General features: G+C 68.6%; 15 protein-coding genes and 1 pseudogene. 10 read left to right on the top strand and 6 right to left on the bottom strand.

The genetic code is table 11. From position 1 onward, the window contains the following. Positions 1-64 precede the first annotated feature (64 nt). Positions 65-439, bottom strand: coding sequence for a YajD family HNH nuclease (locus tag LRK53_RS06625; protein ID WP_027493668.1), 375 nt, complete (start codon positions 437-439; stop codon positions 65-67). 158 nt (positions 440-597) lie between these two features. Here LRK53_RS06625 and LRK53_RS06620 point away from each other — a divergent pair, with 158 nt between their 5' ends. From LRK53_RS06620 to LRK53_RS06600, 5 genes are all read left to right on the top strand, one after another. Further along, positions 598-1,554, top strand: coding sequence for an acetyl-CoA carboxylase carboxyltransferase subunit alpha (locus LRK53_RS06620; protein ID WP_027493667.1), 957 nt, complete (start codon positions 598-600; stop codon positions 1,552-1,554). 154 nt (positions 1,555-1,708) lie between these two features. Then, the gene (locus LRK53_RS06615) at positions 1,709-2,443 is read left to right on the top strand and encodes an NYN domain-containing protein (protein WP_235642576.1); all 735 of its coding nucleotides are present in this window, start codon (positions 1,709-1,711) and stop codon (positions 2,441-2,443) included. After that, the gene (gene tilS / locus LRK53_RS06610; RefSeq protein WP_027493666.1) at positions 2,440-3,744 is read left to right on the top strand and encodes a tRNA lysidine(34) synthetase TilS; all 1,305 of its coding nucleotides are present in this window, start codon (positions 2,440-2,442) and stop codon (positions 3,742-3,744) included. The genes LRK53_RS06615 and tilS overlap by 4 nt, the downstream gene beginning before the upstream one ends. A 75-nt stretch (positions 3,745-3,819) precedes the next feature. Further along, complete coding sequence (locus LRK53_RS06605; protein WP_027493665.1) at positions 3,820-4,077, top strand: exodeoxyribonuclease VII small subunit; 258 nt, start codon at positions 3,820-3,822, stop codon at positions 4,075-4,077. Beyond that, on the top strand, positions 4,061-4,960 hold the full coding sequence (locus LRK53_RS06600) for a polyprenyl synthetase family protein (protein WP_027493664.1): 900 nt from the start codon (positions 4,061-4,063) through the stop codon (positions 4,958-4,960). Before LRK53_RS06605 ends, LRK53_RS06600 begins: the two co-directional genes overlap by 17 nt. 61 nt (positions 4,961-5,021) lie before the next feature. On the opposite strand, the gene LRK53_RS06595 is transcribed toward LRK53_RS06600, so the two are convergent. After that, positions 5,022-5,459, bottom strand: a complete 438-nt coding sequence (locus LRK53_RS06595) for a DUF4870 domain-containing protein (RefSeq protein ID WP_037090322.1) — start codon at positions 5,457-5,459, stop codon at positions 5,022-5,024. 430 nt (positions 5,460-5,889) lie between these two features. On the opposite strand from LRK53_RS06595, the gene LRK53_RS06590 reads away from it, so the two are divergent. Both LRK53_RS06590 and LRK53_RS06585 read left to right on the top strand, forming a co-directional pair. After that, entirely contained in the window at positions 5,890-6,801 is a 912-nt protein-coding gene (locus LRK53_RS06590) for an IS110 family RNA-guided transposase (protein WP_235642183.1), read from the top strand. 79 nt (positions 6,802-6,880) lie between these two features. Then, positions 6,881-7,261: pseudogene (locus LRK53_RS06585) on the top strand (REP-associated tyrosine transposase); the annotation flags it as partial. A gap of 156 nt (positions 7,262-7,417) precedes the next feature. On the opposite strand, the gene pmbA reads toward LRK53_RS06585, so the two are convergent. Continuing rightward, positions 7,418-8,785 carry a metalloprotease PmbA gene (pmbA, locus tag LRK53_RS06580; protein ID WP_027493662.1) on the bottom strand — a complete coding sequence of 456 codons (1,368 nt, stop codon included), beginning with the start codon at positions 8,783-8,785 and terminating at the stop codon, positions 7,418-7,420. Positions 8,786-8,885: 100 nt separating this feature from the next. Here pmbA and LRK53_RS06575 point away from each other — a divergent pair, with 100 nt between their 5' ends. Beyond that, a complete protein-coding gene (locus LRK53_RS06575) occupies positions 8,886-9,137 on the top strand; it encodes a DUF1653 domain-containing protein (protein ID WP_027493661.1) in 252 nt (83 codons plus the stop codon). Positions 9,138-9,165: 28 nt separating this feature from the next. Beyond that, complete coding sequence (gene yjgA, locus LRK53_RS06570; RefSeq protein ID WP_027493660.1) at positions 9,166-9,723, top strand: ribosome biogenesis factor YjgA; 558 nt, start codon at positions 9,166-9,168, stop codon at positions 9,721-9,723. A gap of 725 nt (positions 9,724-10,448) precedes the next feature. On the opposite strand, the gene tldD is transcribed toward yjgA, so the two are convergent. The 3 genes from tldD to LRK53_RS06555 all read right to left on the bottom strand — a co-directional run bounded on the left by tldD (position 10,449) and on the right by LRK53_RS06555 (position 14,543). After that, entirely contained in the window at positions 10,449-11,888 is a 1,440-nt protein-coding gene (gene tldD / locus LRK53_RS06565) for a metalloprotease TldD (protein WP_027493659.1), read from the bottom strand. 157 nt (positions 11,889-12,045) lie between these two features. Then, positions 12,046-12,285: a hypothetical protein gene (locus tag LRK53_RS06560; protein WP_185754694.1), complete on the bottom strand. Its 240-nt coding sequence runs from the start codon at positions 12,283-12,285 to the stop codon at positions 12,046-12,048. Positions 12,286-12,287: 2 nt separating this feature from the next. Beyond that, positions 12,288-14,543, bottom strand: coding sequence for a tetratricopeptide repeat protein (locus LRK53_RS06555; RefSeq protein ID WP_027493657.1), 2,256 nt, complete (start codon positions 14,541-14,543; stop codon positions 12,288-12,290). Between the two features lie 169 nt (positions 14,544-14,712). On the opposite strand from LRK53_RS06555, the gene LRK53_RS06550 reads away from it, so the two are divergent. After that, positions 14,713-15,363 (top strand): hypothetical protein, encoded by a 651-nt coding sequence (locus tag LRK53_RS06550; RefSeq protein ID WP_235642575.1) that lies wholly within the window; start codon positions 14,713-14,715, stop codon positions 15,361-15,363. Positions 15,364-15,406: the final 43 nt, after the last annotated feature.

Below are 15,406 nucleotides of genomic sequence, written 5' to 3'. Positions count from 1 at the left end.
CACCTGAAGGACTCCCTGCGGTCGCTGACCTCCCCCTGCTGCGCAGGGGGAGGAACCGTTCCTGTCACTTCCGGCCCCGCTCCAGCATCGCCTTCAGGTCGGCGAAGGGGTTGCCGGTCGCCGGCGGCGCGTCATCCACCGCCATCACCCCGCCGCGCACGTGGTCGATGTACCGCGCGTGCTCGTTGTCATGGCAATACACGCACAGCAACTCCCAGTTGCTGCCGTCCGGCGGGTTGAAATCGTGGTCGTGGTTGCGGTGGTGCACGGTCAGTTCCTGCAGGTTCGCGCGGGTGAACTCGCGCGCGCAGCGGCCGCACACCCACGGGTACATCTTCAGCGCGCGCTCGCGATAGCCCAGCTCGCGCTGTTCGGCGGCGCGTCGGGCCTCGGCTACGATGCGGTCGAGTTTCGCGTTGTCGATGGGCTTGCTGGGCATGGCGACGATCCGGCAGCGATGTCTGATGGGCGGACGATAGCGCAACCGCCGGCCCGCGGCAGGCAGCTGTCGACTCCGTCACGGCCCATACGGCGGCATTCTCGCGGTTTCCAGCGGAACGGTATACTGGGCCGCTTCCGTGCCATGAAAAGCAACGAATGAACCCCAACTTCCTCGATTTCGAACAACCGATTGCCGAACTGGACGCGAAGATCGAAGAGCTTCGCCATGCCAGCAGCGGCCAGGCGTTCAACATCGACGAGGAAGTCGGCCGCCTGCGCGAGAAGCTCAAGATCAAGACTGCGGAGATCTTCCGCAACCTCAACTCGTGGCAGACCACCCAGCTCTCGCGCCACCCGGCGCGGCCGTACACGCTCGACTACATCGGCGTGATCTGCGAGGAGTTCCACGAGCTGGCCGGCGACCGCATGTACGCGGACGACGCCGCCATCGTGGGCGGCCTGGGCCGCATCAACGGCCGGCCGGTGATGATCATCGGCCACCAGAAGGGGCGCAACACCAAGGACAAGGTGCGCCGCAACTTCGGCATGCCTCGTCCCGAGGGCTACCGCAAGGCGCTGCGCCTGATGAAGATGGCCGAGCGCTTCAGCCTGCCGCTGCTGACCCTGATCGATACTCCCGGCGCCTACCCCGGCGTGGGCGCCGAGGAGCGCGGCCAGAGCGAGGCGATTGCGCGCAACCTGCTGGAGATGGCGGAGCTGAAGGTGCCGATCGTGTGCACGGTGATCGGCGAGGGCGGTTCCGGCGGCGCGCTGGCCATCGGCGTGGGCGACCGCACCAACATGCTGCAGTACTCGACCTATTCGGTGATCTCGCCCGAGGGCTGTGCCTCGATCCTGTGGAAGAGCGCCGATAAGGTGAAGGATGCCGCCGAGGCGCTGGGCATGACCGCACCGCGCCTGCTGGAACTGGGCCTGGTCGACAAGCTGGTGCGCGAGCCGCTGGGCGGCGCCCACCGCAACCCGCGCTCGATGGCGATCCGCCTGAAGGCGGTGCTGCTCAACCAGCTCGACGAACTGCAGGCCATGCCGGTCACCGACCTGCTCGAACAGCGCTACAAGCGCCTGCGCAGTTACGGGGCTTATCAGGAATAACGTGCCGCAACCGTAGGAGCCCGCTTGCGCGGCGATACTCTTCGAATCCCGAATCCCGGCCCTCAAAGCATCACCCGCGAGCGGGCTCCTACGGCAACAACGGGTGCGCGGCCAGGCGTTACCATCCGTCCATCCCTTCCGATGGATCCCCGTCATGGCCCACGACAAGCTCGCCGTACTGATCGACGCCGACAACGCCCGCCCAGCGATCGTCGAAGGCCTGCTCGCCGAGGTGGCGAAGTACGGCACCGCGCACGTCAAGCGCATCTACGGCGACTGGACCAAACCCGACCTCAACGGCTGGAAGGAGGTGCTGCTGCGCCACTCGATCCAGCCGATCCAGCAGTTCCGCTACACCGTCGGCAAGAACGCCACCGACTCGGCGATGATCATCGACGCGATGGATCTGCTCTATGCCGGGCGCTTCGACGGCTTCTGCATCGTCTCCAGCGACAGCGACTTCACCCGGCTCGCCTCGCGCATCCGCGAATCGGGCCAGACCGTGTACGGCTTCGGCGAGAAGAAGACGCCGGAGCCGTTCCGCACGGCCTGCGACAAGTTCATCTACACCGAGGTGCTGGCCGGCACCGCCGAGGCCGAGACCGCGGCCGCGCCGAAACCGCGCTCGGCGAAGGAGCTGCGCGGCGACACGCGCCTGATGAACCTGCTGCGCGGCGCGCTGGAGGCGGCCTCGGACGACACCGGCTGGGCCAGCCTCGGCACCATCGGCAGCATCATCAGCAAGCAGTCGCCCGACTTCGACTCGCGCAACTACGGCTACGCCAAGCTCAGCGGCCTGATCAAGGGCATCGGCCTGTTCGAGACCGAGGAACGCCAGATCGGCAACGGCAAGCATCTCTACGTTCGGCCGCGCGACGGCAAGAAGTGAGCAACCCGCTGCAAGCGCACCTGCAGGCCTCCCTCGCGGCCATGCCGCCGGCCCCGCTGTGCGTTGCCTTCAGCGGCGGCCCGGATTCCACCGCCCTGCTGCACGCGCTGACGCAAATGCCCGAGGCGCGCAGGCGCGGCCTGCGCGCGCTGCACGTCGACCACGGCCTGCACCCCGACAGCGCCGCCTGGGCGGAACATTGCCGGCACTTCTGCGCCGCGCTGGGGCTGCCGTGCGAAGTGTTGCGCGTGCAGGTCGAGCGAGGCGCCGGCATCGGCCTGGAAGCGGCCGCGCGCCACGCGCGCCACGCCGCACTGGCCGCGCAGCTGCGCGACGGCGAATGCCTGCTGCTCGGCCACCACCGCGACGACCAGGTCGAGACCGTGCTGCTGAAACTGCTGCGCGGCGCCGGCCCGGAAGGGCTAGGCGGCATGCGCACGCTGCGCCCGTTCGGCCGCGGCCAGCTGTGGCGGCCGCTGCTGGCGTTGTCGCGGCAGCAGTTGCGCGACTACGTCGAGGCGCAACGGCTGGATGTCATCGACGACCCGTCCAACGCCGACACCTCGCTGGCGCGCAACCGCCTGCGCCACGAGATCCTGCCGCGGCTGGCGCGAGGCTGGCCACAGGCGGCGGATTCGATTCTGCACAGCGCCGCGCTCTGCCACGCTGCTGCCGACGCGCTGCGCTTGCAATGGCTGGCCGCGTTCGACGCCCTGCACCACCCGGCCAGCCGCAGCCTAAACGCCGCCGGCTGGCTGGCGCTGCTGCCGGCGCTGCGCCAGCCGCTGCTCGATCACTGGCTGCACCGGCAAGGCCTGCCCGCACCCAGCACCGCCCAGCGCCGGCAGATCGAGCGTCAGTGCGGCGCGCGTGCGGGCCAGTTGCCGTGCATCCGCTGGGCCGGCGCCGAACTGCATATCTGGAAGGACCGGCTGTGGGCCTTGCCACCGCCGGCTGGCGCCATCGACGCCGGCTGGCAGGCGCCCTGGCGCGGCGAACCGCTGGCGCTGCCCGATGGCGGCGAGCTCGCGCTGACACGCGAAGGCGCCTGCCTCGCCGAGCCGCTGCTGGTACGCCTGCGCCGCGGCGGCGAACGCATCAAGCCCGCGGGCGACGCGCATACGCGCGAGCTGCGCGACCTGTTCCAGCAGTCGCAGCTGCCGCCGTGGCAGCGCCACGCCTGCCCGCTGTTGTACGCCGGCGACGAACTGGTCGCGGTGGCCGACCGCTGGGCCAGCGCCCGGGGCGCGGCGATTTTCCGCCAGGCCGGCGCGCTGCCGCGCTGGCGCGCGGGGCGCTGATCCAGGTCACGCCCATCGCGTTCCGCAGCCCGCGCAGATTGATTCCGGACGGCTGCTGCGCTAGCGTTGCCGGCCATGGCCAAGACCGTTCCCGCCCCCGGCAAGACCCCACCCGTCGCCGATTTCGAACACTCCCTCGACGAGCTGGAACAACTGGTCGCGAAGATGGAAACCGGCGAAATGAGCCTGGACGAATCGCTGGCCTCGTTCGAGCGCGGCATCGGCCTGTTCCGCCATTGCCAGCAGTCGCTGGAGCAGGCCGAACTGCGCGTGCGCTTGCTGCTCGACCCCGAAGCCCCCGACAGCGCCGAACCGTTTGAACCCGAACTCTGAGCTGGGTCCCGCGCTGCAGTCGCTGATCGGGCGCACCGAACAGGCACTCGACCGCCACCTGCCGCCAGCCGGGCAATCCCCCACCGAACTGCATCGCGCGATGCGCTACGCCGTGCTTGGTGGCGGCAAGCGGCTGCGCCCGCTGCTGGTCTACGCCACCGCGCACGCCCTGGGCGAAGACGGGCCGCAACTGGATGCCGCTGCCTGCGCGGTGGAGCTGATCCACGCCTATTCGCTGGTGCACGACGACCTGCCGGCGATGGACGACGACGCGCTGCGCCGCGGCCGCCCGACCTGCCATGTCGTGTTCGGCGAGGCGATGGCGATCCTCGCCGGCGACGCGCTGCAGGCGCTGGCATTCGAGATCCTCGCCGACCATGCCGGTGACAGCGCTGACGCAGCCACCGGCATCGCCATGCTGCGCGCGCTGGGCCGCGCCTGCGGCGCCGAGGGCATGGCCGGCGGCCAGGCACTGGACCTGGCGGCGGTCGGCCAGGCGCTCACGCTGGGCGAACTGGAGCACATGCACGCCTGCAAGACCGGCGCGCTGATCCGCGCCTCGGTGCACCTCGGCGCGCTCGCCGCCGGCACCGGCGACAGTACGCTGCACGCGCTGGACCGCTACGCCCACGCGGTCGGCCTGGCCTTCCAGGTACGCGACGACATCCTCGACGTGGAAGGCGAATCGGCGGTGATCGGCAAGACCGCCGGCAAGGACGCCGCCGCCGCCAAGCCCACCTTCCCCTCGATCATCGGCCTCGACGCCTCGCGCGCGCGGCTGGCCGAACTCACCGACACCGCGCTGGCCGCGGTCGCGCCGCTGGGCAATCGTGCGGCGCTGCTGGAAGAACTGGCGCGGTACGCCGCCCACCGCCGCTACTGAACGCACCGCGCGCAACAAAAAGGCAGCCGCAAGGCTGCCTTTTTGCCGGACTGCGCTTACGCTACTTGATCAGCCGCAGGGTGAACGGGTAGCGGTAAAGCGTGCCCTCGTTCGCCTTGATCGCAGCGATGATGGTAAACACCAGCCACGCGACGCCGATGATCACCCACAGCGGAATCGCAATGATCAGGCCGATGCCCAGGGTCATCACGGACAGCAGTGCCAGCACCACGAACGCGATCGCCACGGTAATGTTGAAGTTCAGCGCCTCCTTGCCCTGGTCGGCGACAAACGGCATGGTGTCCTTCTTGACCAGCCAGATCACCAGCGGGCCGATGAAACAGCCCCAACCGCCGCCAAAGGCCCCGGTGAGGATGGCGCCGGCCAGCGCCGACAGGTGCGCGAACATCGCCCACTGGCGCTCCTCGGCGGAAGGAGCCCCAGCCATCGGCGGCTCGCTCGGCGGGGGCGGGATGACGGATTCGGGTGGAACGCTCATGCGCATCTCCTTCTTCGTCGAAGCTCACCGGCCGCTTGCCGGTCGTGCCGGTGCTAACAAGGCTCGCTCCGCTTTGCGGCAAGAACCTGTCACCCCGCCCAGCGTCTGTAGGAGCGCACCCTGCGCGCGATGCTCTCCGTCACGTGGGCGAAAAGGCATCGCGCACAGGGTGCGCTTGTATGTTTGGTCCCGGCAAGCGAGAAAGAGCTTGCCGGGGTGGAGGGACCAGGTTCGCATCTGGCCAAAGGCACAGACGGTAGGAGACTTCGTCCCGCCCCTCACCACCAGCGCCAATAAGGAATCTATCGGCCTTTGGGACCGACGATTTGTGGCAAGCCAGCGCAGGTGAGTTCCCGGCAAGCGCCCTGAAAGCTACCCGGGAGAACCCCTCATGGCAATGCATGTTGAAGCTCGATTGATTGGCGCCGATGTGGCCAAGGCGGAGCTGGTGATTCGCCAGTCCTGGTCGTCGGATGTGGTGAAGTTGAGCAATGAACGCAAGGCGATCGACCGCTACCTCAAGACGCTGGCCGGCCCCGTGTGCCTGGCGGTGGAAGCGACCAACGTCTTTCACGTCCTGCTGGTCGAGCGGGCTCACGCGTTGGGGCATTCGATCTACGTGATTGATGGCCTGCGGCTGAAGCGCTACCGCGAAAGCATCGGCGGACGAGCCAAGACCGATGCGTCGGACGCCGCCTTGCTATTGCGCTACCTCACGCATGAAAAGAGCGATCTGCGGGCGTGGACCCCGCCGCCAGCGGGCTATGCCACGGTCCAGCGTCTACTGCGCCGTCGCGCCGTGCTGGTTCAGGCACAAACGACCTTGCGTCAGAGCCTGCAATGCCTGCCGGAGCTAAAGACCTCCACGCGCGCCATGCTGGCCAAGATGGCCCACCTGCAGCACCTCATCGACCAACGCGTGCAGAAGGCACTGCTGCATCAAGGCTGGAACGCCGACGCACGACGCTGTGAGGGGATCGAGGGGATCGGCCCCGTCACCGCCGCCGCCCTGACCCTGATCTTCCACCGCGGCGCCTTCAAGAGCGCCGATGCCTACATCGCCTTCATCGGCATGGACGTCCGTGTCCGCGAGTCAGGCACCTTCAGCGGACGACGCAAGCTGACCAAGAAAGGGGACCCGGAACTGCGCCGGTTGCTTTACATGGCCGCCATGACCGCTTGTCGATCGTCCACCTGGAAACCCTTCTACGAGCGTGCCATGGCACGTGGCTTGACCCGCATCCAGGCGCTGGTCGCGCTCGGACGCAAACTCGCACGTATCGCCTTCGCGCTGCTCAAAAACCAGTCCAACTACCGCGCCAAGGCGCATCAGATGGCTTGACCAACAACATAGAATCTCCTACACGGATACGCGCAAGGCGCCGCTGGATCGGGCGGGATCGGGCGGCGATGGTCCCCGAATGACGAATCCTCCGGGTCACCGGGCATTGCGCAAGGGGCGTGTCTCCCTGCCTGGGCAGGTTTATCTGCTGACGGCCACGACGGCCGGGCGCATGCCCTGGTTTCGCAACCCGGACCTCGCCCGCACGATGTGCCAGTTGACGATCGACCCTGGCACCTGGGGCGATGCGCACCTGCTTTGCTGGGTACTGATGCCCGACCATTGGCACGGCCTGATCCAGCTCGGTGAAAGCGACAGCCTTTCCATCGCGACGAACCGCTTCAAGGCTCTCTCAGCCAAGCGGCTGGCCGATCTTCGGCCTGGACGCATGTTGTGGAGCCGCGGTTTCCACGACCATGCGCTGCGCCGGGAAGAGGACATCATCGCCGTGGCGCGATACATCGTCGCCAACCCCGTGCGTGCCGGGCTGGTGCGTCGGGCGCTGGATTACCCGTACTGGAACTGCGTCTGGCTGGAGCGCACCCTGCGCGCGATGCTCTCCGTCACGTGGGCGAAAAAGCATCGCGCACAGGGTGCGCTCATACGGAAATCGCGCCTACTCGCCCGCCACGGTCATGCGGTCGAGCAGGATCGAGCCGGTCAGGACGTGCGAGCGTGGGTCGACGTCGGTACCCACCGCGACGATGCCGGCGAACATCTCGCGCAGGTTCGCCGCGATGGTGATGCCTTCCACCGGGTAGGCGATGCGGCCGTTCTCGACCCAGAAACCCGACGCGCCGCGCGAATAGTCGCCGGTGACCACGGACACCCCCTGCCCCATCACCTCGGTCACCAGCAGGCCGTTGCCCAGGCGCTGCAGCATGCCGGCGAAATCGCTACGCTCGCCGTCGGCCGCGCCCGGCTCCACGATCAGGTTGTGCACGCCACCGGCGTTGCCGGTCGACTGCAGGCCCAGCTTGCGCGCCGAGTAGCTGCCCAGCACGTAGCGCGCCAGCACGCCGCCCTCGACCAGCGCGCTGTCGACGGTGGCCACACCCTCGGCGTCGAAGTTGCCCGAGCCCTGCCCGCGCGGCAGATGCGGCCGCTCGTCGATGTTCAGCCACGCCGGCATGACCGGCTTGCCGGCGTGGTCGAGCAGGAAGCTGGCGCGGCGGTACAGCGCGCCACCGCTGACCGCGCCGAGCAGGTGGCCGACCAGCCCGCGCGCCAGCTCCGGCGCGAACAGCACCCGGCACTGCCGCGTGGACAGGCCGCGCGCGCCCAGCCGCGCCAGCGTGCGTTCGGCGGCCTTGTCGCCGAGCGCCTGCGCGCTGATGAAATCGCCGGCGGCACGCACACTGTCGTACCAGTAGTCGCGCTGCATGCCGTCCTCGTCGCCGGCGATCAGCGCCAGCGACAGCGCATGCCGCGTGCCGCGCTCGCGCCCGACGAAGCCGTGCGAATTCGCGTACACCGACAGCCCCTGTCCGGCCTGCACGCTGGCGCCATCGGAATTGCTGATGCCGGCGTGCGCACGGCCGGCGTCCTCGATGGCGATGCCCAGCTCGATCGCCTGCGCGGTGTCGATGTCCCACGGATGCCACAGATCGAGATCGGGGAATGACATTGCCATGCGCGTCGCGTCGGCCAGCCCCGCGGCCGGGTCTTCCTCGGTGTAGCGGGCGATCGCGCAGGCCTGGTCCAGTGTGGCCTGGATCGAATCGGGGTGGAGGTCGGCGGTGCTGGCCGAACCCTTGCGCTGGCCGAAGTACACGGTCAGGCCGAAACCGCGGTCGCGGGTGTGCTCCACCGTCTCCACCTCGCCCAGGCGCACGTTCACGCTCAAGCCGGTGTCGATGCTCGCCGCCACCTCGGCCTGGCTGGCGCCGGCGATGCGGGCGCGGCGGATCACGTCCTCGGCCAGCTCGGCCAGGCGGTCAAGCTCGTGCAGGCTGCGGTCCTGGCTGATGGCAACTTCGCTCACGATGGGGTTTTCCTGGGATATAGGCGGGTAGAATAAGCGGTCCGCGACCGCTGCCCCGAAACGTGGGGGCGCGGCGGCCAAATGCAAAGCGGAGAACGCCATGCAACCTACCGCCGGCATCTATCGTCACTACAAGGGCCAGCGCTACCGCGTGCTGGGTACTGCCCGCCACAGCGAGACGATGGAACCACTGGTGGTCTACCAGGCGCTCTACGGCGACCATGGACTGTGGGTGCGTCCCGCCGCGATGTTCAACGAGACCATCGAACTGGACGGCGAACCAATCGCCCGTTTTGCACTGGAACAGGCCGACGGCGAACAGGCCGGGCCGACCAGCAGCGCCCCCGTCTGATTCGAGCCCTTCTTCCGGAACCACGACCTTGAGCCCGAGCCGCAGCCGCAACCAGCACGAACTCGACGACACCGATTACGGCCCCAGTCGCAGCCAACAGCGCCGCGAGGCACTGGCCGTGCTCGAACTGGCCGCCCAGCTGATCGAACTGCCGCCGACCCGACTGGCGAAACTCGATCTGCCCGACGACGTGCGCGACGAGATCGCCAACGTACGGCGCATCCCCTCGCACATCGCGCGCAAGCGCCAGCTCGCCTTCCTCGCCAAGATCATGCGCCGCCACGACGACGAAGCGTTTGCCGCAGTGCGCGCCGAACTCGGCGAGAACCGCGACAAGCAGCGCCAGGAAACCGCCGCCATGCACCGCATCGAGGCGCTGCGCGAGCGCCTGCTCGGCGACGACGGCGACACCGCGTTGTCCGCCCTGCTCGCCGAACACCCCGGCACCGACCGCCAGCACCTGCGCTCGCTGGTACGCCAGGCCCGCATCGAGAAGGACACGCCGAACAAGCCACCGCGGGCATATCGGGAGATTTTTCAGCTGCTGAAGGATCTGGCGCAGTCGGGCGATTCGGCCGAAGGCTGACGCGCGGTACCTGTGGGAGCGCGGCTTGTGCGCGATGCTTTTTTCCTTAGGCCCCCCAAGCAGAAAGAATGGGCACAGCGCGTGGCGCAAGGCCGCGGTAGAACCGCAGGCCATCGTGGACCGCACCATTAATAAAAGTAATCGCGACCGTTGGTGACACATCCCATCAAAATGCCCCGCCCTTGCTCTTTGGCTCTCGCAACCACGCAGCGGTTGCGCGCCGAATGCGGGCCAGGATGGCCCGCTGCTCTACCTGGGGCCCCTCTGCAGCGGCGAGTCGGGGTCGACAGGCCGCGTAGCGCGACGTTGCCAGGGATGGCAACGCCTTTTCGCATGGGCAGGCGACGGCATGGATGCCGGAGTTGAGGCAACGCAGGAGCGGCTGTCCGAACCCGCTCGAAAAGCCCGGCCCCGGCTCACGGACTTGCCGCCCATTCATGGGCGGCAAGCGCCAAGCGGAGTGGCTTCTCTTGGAGCCACGTTTCTCTGGCCACACAGAGAAAGGTGGCTCGGCTGCCGTGGCAGACGAAAGCTTTTCGCCCGTGGGGCGACAACAACAAGTGTGATTCCGGCCTTCGCCGGAATGACGAGCGGGGGACTGGGGTGGCCTTCGCCGGAATGACGACCGGGGCCTGGGTCGCCTTCGCCGGAATGGCGACTGAGAGGTCGGTGTGGTCCTCGCAGGGTGGAGTGCGAGGACCCTGGACCTAATCGTGGAGCGAAGCTTACGAGGCGGTGCCACCTACCGTCATCGAGTCGATCTTCAACGTGGGCTGGCCCACGCCGACCGGCACACTCTGCCCGTCCTTGCCGCACACGCCCACACCTTCATCCAGCGCCAGATCGTTGCCGATCATCGACACGCGATTGAGCACGTCGGGGCCGCTGCCGATCAATGTGGCGCCCTTCACCGGCCGGGTGATCCTGCCATCCTCGATCAGGTACGCCTCGCTGGCGGAGAAGGTGAACTTGCCGTTGGTGATGTCGACCTGGCCACCGCCGAAGTTCGGTGCATACAGGCCCTTCTTCACCGAGCGGATGATCTCGGCCGGGTCGTGCTGGCCAGCGCGCATGTAGGTGTTGGTCATGCGCGGCATCGGCAGCGCGGTGAAGGATTCGCGGCGGCCGTTGCCGGTGGGCGCCATGCCCATCAGGCGGGCGTTCAACTTGTCCTGCATGTAGCCCTTGAGGATGCCGTCCTCGATCAGCGTGGTGCACTCGGTGGGGGTGCCTTCGTCGTCGATGCTGAGTGAGCCGCGGCGGCCGGCCAGAGTGCCGTCGTCGACGATGGTGACGCCCTTCGCCGCCACGCGCTGGCCAATGCGGCCGGAGAACGCGGAGCTGCCCTTGCGGTTGAAGTCGCCTTCCAGGCCGTGGCCGATCGCCTCGTGCAGCAGCACGCCGGGCCAGCCGGGGCCGAGCACGACGGTCATCTGGCCGGCGGGTGCATCGACCGAATCCAGGTTCACCAGTGCCTGGCGCACCGCCTCGTCGGCGAAGCGCAGCGCGCGGCCGTTCTCGATCAGCTCGCGGTAGCCGTAGCGGCCACCGCCGCCGGAATAACCCTGCTCGCGGCGACCGTTGGCTTCGGCGATCACCTGCACGTTGATGCGCACCAGCGGACGCACGTCGGCGGCGAGCGTACCGTCGGAGGCCGCGATCAGCACGGTGTCGATGGTGGCGGCCAGGCTGACGATGACCTGTTTGATGCGCGGGTCGCGCGAGCGCGCGTACGCATCCACCTCACGCAGCAGCGCGATCTTGTCGGGGTTGGGCAGGCTCTCGACCGGGTCGATCGCCGGGTACAGCGCGCGCGCACCATGCAGCGCCAGCGGCTGGCCGGCGCCCTGGCCGTCGCGGGCGATCGCGCGCGCGGCCTTCGACGCTTCCAGCAGCTGCGGCAGCACGATCTCGTCGGAATAGGCGAAGCCGGTCTTCTCGCCGGAGATCGCACGCACGCCCACGCCCTGCTCGATCGAGTGGCTGCCGTCCTTGACGATGCCCTCCTCCAGCGTCCACGACTCGCTGCGCGAATGCTGGAAGTACAGGTCGGCGGCGTCGATTGCCGGGCCCATCAGCTGGCCGAACACGCGGTCGAGGTCGCCGGTGGCGAGGCCGCCGGGAGCCAGCAGCTTGCTTTCGGCGAGGGTGATCAGGGAATCCATGCAGAAACCAATGCAATGCGGTGAACCTGTAATGGTGGCATACCGCCCGGTTTCAACGCATGGTATTGCCGCGCACCGCCAAGGCCCGGCAACGGGGCCGGGTCTTCAGGAACTTCAAGTTGGCGAACGGACACGAGCCGCGGGCTCGTCCCGGCGATCAGTTCTGCTTTGGCGGGTTCACCACAATGACGAGGCAGAGGGGGGAGTTGCGCTCGACACCGATGCTCCTGATGTCGGCAAGGTCGAAACGATAGACCGTCGGCTCGTCTCTGCCTCTGGACCCGGAGGCTCCCCGCCCGGATTCGCGGGCCTCACGTCGCCGCGGTGCGGCGGCCTGCTTGCCAGTGGCGGGGGTACTGGCGGCACGTATTTGTTCGCGATTGAGCTTGGTTGCCATGATCATCCTCCTGCTGGATGCCCCGCACTCGAAGGCGGGGCGGGTGGCTCCGTGCCCCGGGACGTGCCCGCCGACGGCGGCGGTGACCACAGGCCCAGGCGACGGAAGGTGTAGTTGCTGGAGATCTGGGTTTCGGCGATGCCGGCGGCGCGCGCGGCCTGCAACCGCTGGCGGGCCGCAGCGGGATCGTCCAGCAAGGCAAAGGTTTCCGCATTGAACAGGGCTACTTCGCCGGGCTGGCCGCCCAGCGCCTCGGCGCGCACGGCCAGCTGGCGAGCTTCGGCCGGGTCGCCCAGAATCGCCCGGTACAGGCCGAGCAAGGCGACAGCCTGGGCGTCATCGGGCTTGGCCCGCAGGTAGCGTTCGGCGCGCGAGGCAGCGGCATCGAACGCCTTGCGTGTGTCGGCAGGGTTCGACGCCGGGTCCGCCCGCAAGGCCTCTCCCAGGTTGCCCCAAGCCCTGAAATCGTCGGGGGTCAGCGTCGTGGCCTGGCGCCGCAGCGCCACCGCGGCGGCATAGTCGCCATGCTGGTACCTGAGCTCGCCGAGGTTGGTCAGCGTGTCCGCCGCCGGACTGATCTCGATGGCGCGCTCCAGCGCCTGCGCCGCGGCCACGTTGTTGCCCGCCCCCATGTAGAGAGCACCCAGCGTGCCCCACCGGTCCGCGTTCTTCGGGTCCAGCTCGACGGCGCGGCGATACGAGGCCACGGCCTGGGGAATCTTGCCGTCGAGGTACTGCTGGTAACCGATCGAGGCATAGATGTAGGCGTCGTCGGGACGCAGTTTCAGCGCCAGCTGGAATTCCGCCAGGGCAAGGTCGCCGTGCCCTTGCGCCGCGTAGACACTGGCCATGCCCACGTGCGCGTACATGGCCTGGTCCGGCGCCTGTACGCTCTTGCGATAGTGCTGCAGCGCGCGTTCGGGATCACCGGCGACGCGGTACAAGTCGCCCAGCGCCTGGTCCACCTCCGGCGCGCCCGGATCCATCTGCTCGGCCTGCTGGCAGGCCGCCTTGGCGTTGTCCAGCGCAGTCGGGCTGCGCTGGCTCTGGAAGCGCCGGGTCTCGGCGTGGCAGATGCCCGCCTGTGCCCTGGCGAACCCGCTGTCCTGCTTCAGGGCCTGGCCGAAGTGCACGATCGCCTGGTCGGCGGCATCCGGCTGATCGGGGTGCCGCAGCAGTTGCATGCCCTGCAGGTAAGTGTCGAAGGCCGCCTCGCTGCGGGTGGCGGCCAGGCGTTTCGATAGCGCGCTATCCTCGCCCGGGATCGCGCCCAACAATGCATGCACCACCTCTTCGGCGATGTCGCTCTGGGTGTCGAAGACGTCGGCAAGCTCGCGGTCGTAGGTGTGGCTCCACAGAGTGAAACCGGTGCCGGTGTCGGTCAGCCGCGCGGTGATGCGCAGGCGCGCGCCTTCGCGGCGCACGCTGGCGCTGAGGATCGAGGCCACGCCCAGCCGGGTACCCAGCGCCCTGGCGTCGGCAACATCCTTGCTGGTGGCAGGCGACACCGAGGCGACCACCTTCAGGCCTTTCACGCCGGCCAGCGCGTCGCGCATTTCCTCGGCCAGCCCTTCGGCGAAATAGTCGTCGCTACGGCTGCCGCTGAGGTTGACGAACGGCAGCACCGCCACCGAAGCCGCGACCGACCCGGGTGGTGGTGCGTGCCGCTGGATCAGCAGCCATGCCGCCAATCCCGCCAGCAAGGCGATGGCGCCCAGTGCCGACCAGTGTCCCAGACTCGCGCGGACAGGTGCGACCGGCTCCTCGACGCTCCACACCGGCAGCGTTGCTTGCGGCGCCACGGGGGCCCGTGCTGGCGCAAGTTCGACGGCTGCCTCGGCCGGTGGCGGCACGACGGCGGCTGGCGTTTCGCCGCCCTCCTCAGACGCCACTGCCACGGCGGCGCCCGTGATGTCCTCCAGTTGCCCGATGAAGCTGTAGCCCAGGGCATGCCGTGTCTGGATGTAGCGCGGCTGCTGGGGATCCTCGTCCAGCGCATGGCGCAGCTGGGCGATGACGCGGGTCAGCACGCCCGGCGTGACGTGGCGGTGGCCCCAGACCCGGTCGAGCAGGTCGTCGCGGCCGATCAGTTCGCCGGGGCGCTGCAGCAGCGCCAGCAGCACTGCGTAGGCTTTCGGCTCCACCGGCTGCGGAACGCCGGCCCGCAACAGGGTGTGCGCGGCCGGATCGACCACGATGTCGCCGAAGCGATAAGGCGCAGCCCCCCCGTTGCGCGCGCCCGATTCCGTCCGCTCCATGGGAAAGCCCTCAGAACCCGTTCGACGAACAGGTTCTCAGACGATCACACAAACCTCAGCGTTCGCTCATGCAAGCCCAGCCTTTCCATCATGACTCAAAACGCCGTGGGGTGGAGCCTCTCCACCGCGCCGCAAGTCGTGGCGCATCAACCCGTCCGGAGGCCACACCATGAACGCCCAGCTTGCCACCCTTGCTCCGCTGCCCGCCGCCCTGCAGTCACCCGCCTGGGCCAGCCTGCACCACCCGACCCGCCGTCGCCACCTGGGCGATTTCCTGATCGGGGCCGAGGCCCTGGCTCATTTCAACCAGTTGCTGGCCCGGCTGCGGCATTTCCCGCTGGACCCTGACCAGTTGGCCACGGCCTCGCGCGAGCTGGCCGGCCAGCCCTCGCCGACCCGCCCCGCAAGCATCCAGCAACGGCTGCAGCTGGCTGGCACCGTCGAACAGATGCTCAGCGACGCCACCTGGCAGCCGCTCGGCGAGGTGATCGCCCCGGCCCGTGTGGTGGTGGACTACGTGCACGGCCAACACGCGCTGATCCCTGGCAGCCTGCCGCCGGTCAGGCAACTGGACGACGCCATCCTGGTCGATGCCGCCTGGCCGCATCTGGCCGGCGAGGTGGACAGCTACCTCGACTTTTGCCGCCTGCGTGCGATCGAAGCGGAGTTGCGCGGCTGCGCGGTCGGCCAGTTCCGCTTCGACCGCGCCGACTGGCTGCAGGCCCGCCGCGCGGAAGCCGGGCTGATCGCCCATGGCCGCCGGGTCGGCGAGAGCAGTTACCTGCCAACCCCGGCCGGCCGCAGCTTCCGCGTGTACTGAACTGCCATGCGCCCGCGCCATGTGCCACGCGACACCAGCGGCC

Origin of the sequence: Rhodanobacter thiooxydans (assembly GCF_021545845.1) — a bacterium.
In the GTDB taxonomy this organism is placed as follows: domain Bacteria; phylum Pseudomonadota; class Gammaproteobacteria; order Xanthomonadales; family Rhodanobacteraceae; genus Rhodanobacter.
The sequence above is the reverse complement of the archived record's forward strand: the minus strand, read 5'-3'. Positions and strand labels throughout refer to the sequence as shown.

Coding starts and splice junctions, on each gene's coding strand:
- LRK53_RS06605 (WP_027493665.1), top strand. CDS start 3,820: ATGGCCAAGACCGTTCCCGCCCCCGGCAAGACCCCACCCGTCGCCGAT.
- LRK53_RS06620 (WP_027493667.1), top strand. CDS start 598: ATGAACCCCAACTTCCTCGATTTCGAACAACCGATTGCCGAACTGGAC.
- LRK53_RS06550 (WP_235642575.1), top strand. CDS start 14,713: ATGAACGCCCAGCTTGCCACCCTTGCTCCGCTGCCCGCCGCCCTGCAG.
- LRK53_RS06560 (WP_185754694.1), bottom strand. CDS start 12,285: ATGGCAACCAAGCTCAATCGCGAACAAATACGTGCCGCCAGTACCCCC.
- tldD (WP_027493659.1), bottom strand. CDS start 11,888: ATGGATTCCCTGATCACCCTCGCCGAAAGCAAGCTGCTGGCTCCCGGC.
- LRK53_RS06625 (WP_027493668.1), bottom strand. CDS start 439: ATGCCCAGCAAGCCCATCGACAACGCGAAACTCGACCGCATCGTAGCC.
- LRK53_RS06575 (WP_027493661.1), top strand. CDS start 8,886: ATGCAACCTACCGCCGGCATCTATCGTCACTACAAGGGCCAGCGCTAC.
- LRK53_RS06595 (WP_037090322.1), bottom strand. CDS start 5,459: ATGAGCGTTCCACCCGAATCCGTCATCCCGCCCCCGCCGAGCGAGCCG.
- LRK53_RS06555 (WP_027493657.1), bottom strand. CDS start 14,543: ATGGAGCGGACGGAATCGGGCGCGCGCAACGGGGGGGCTGCGCCTTAT.
- LRK53_RS06615 (WP_235642576.1), top strand. CDS start 1,709: ATGGCCCACGACAAGCTCGCCGTACTGATCGACGCCGACAACGCCCGC.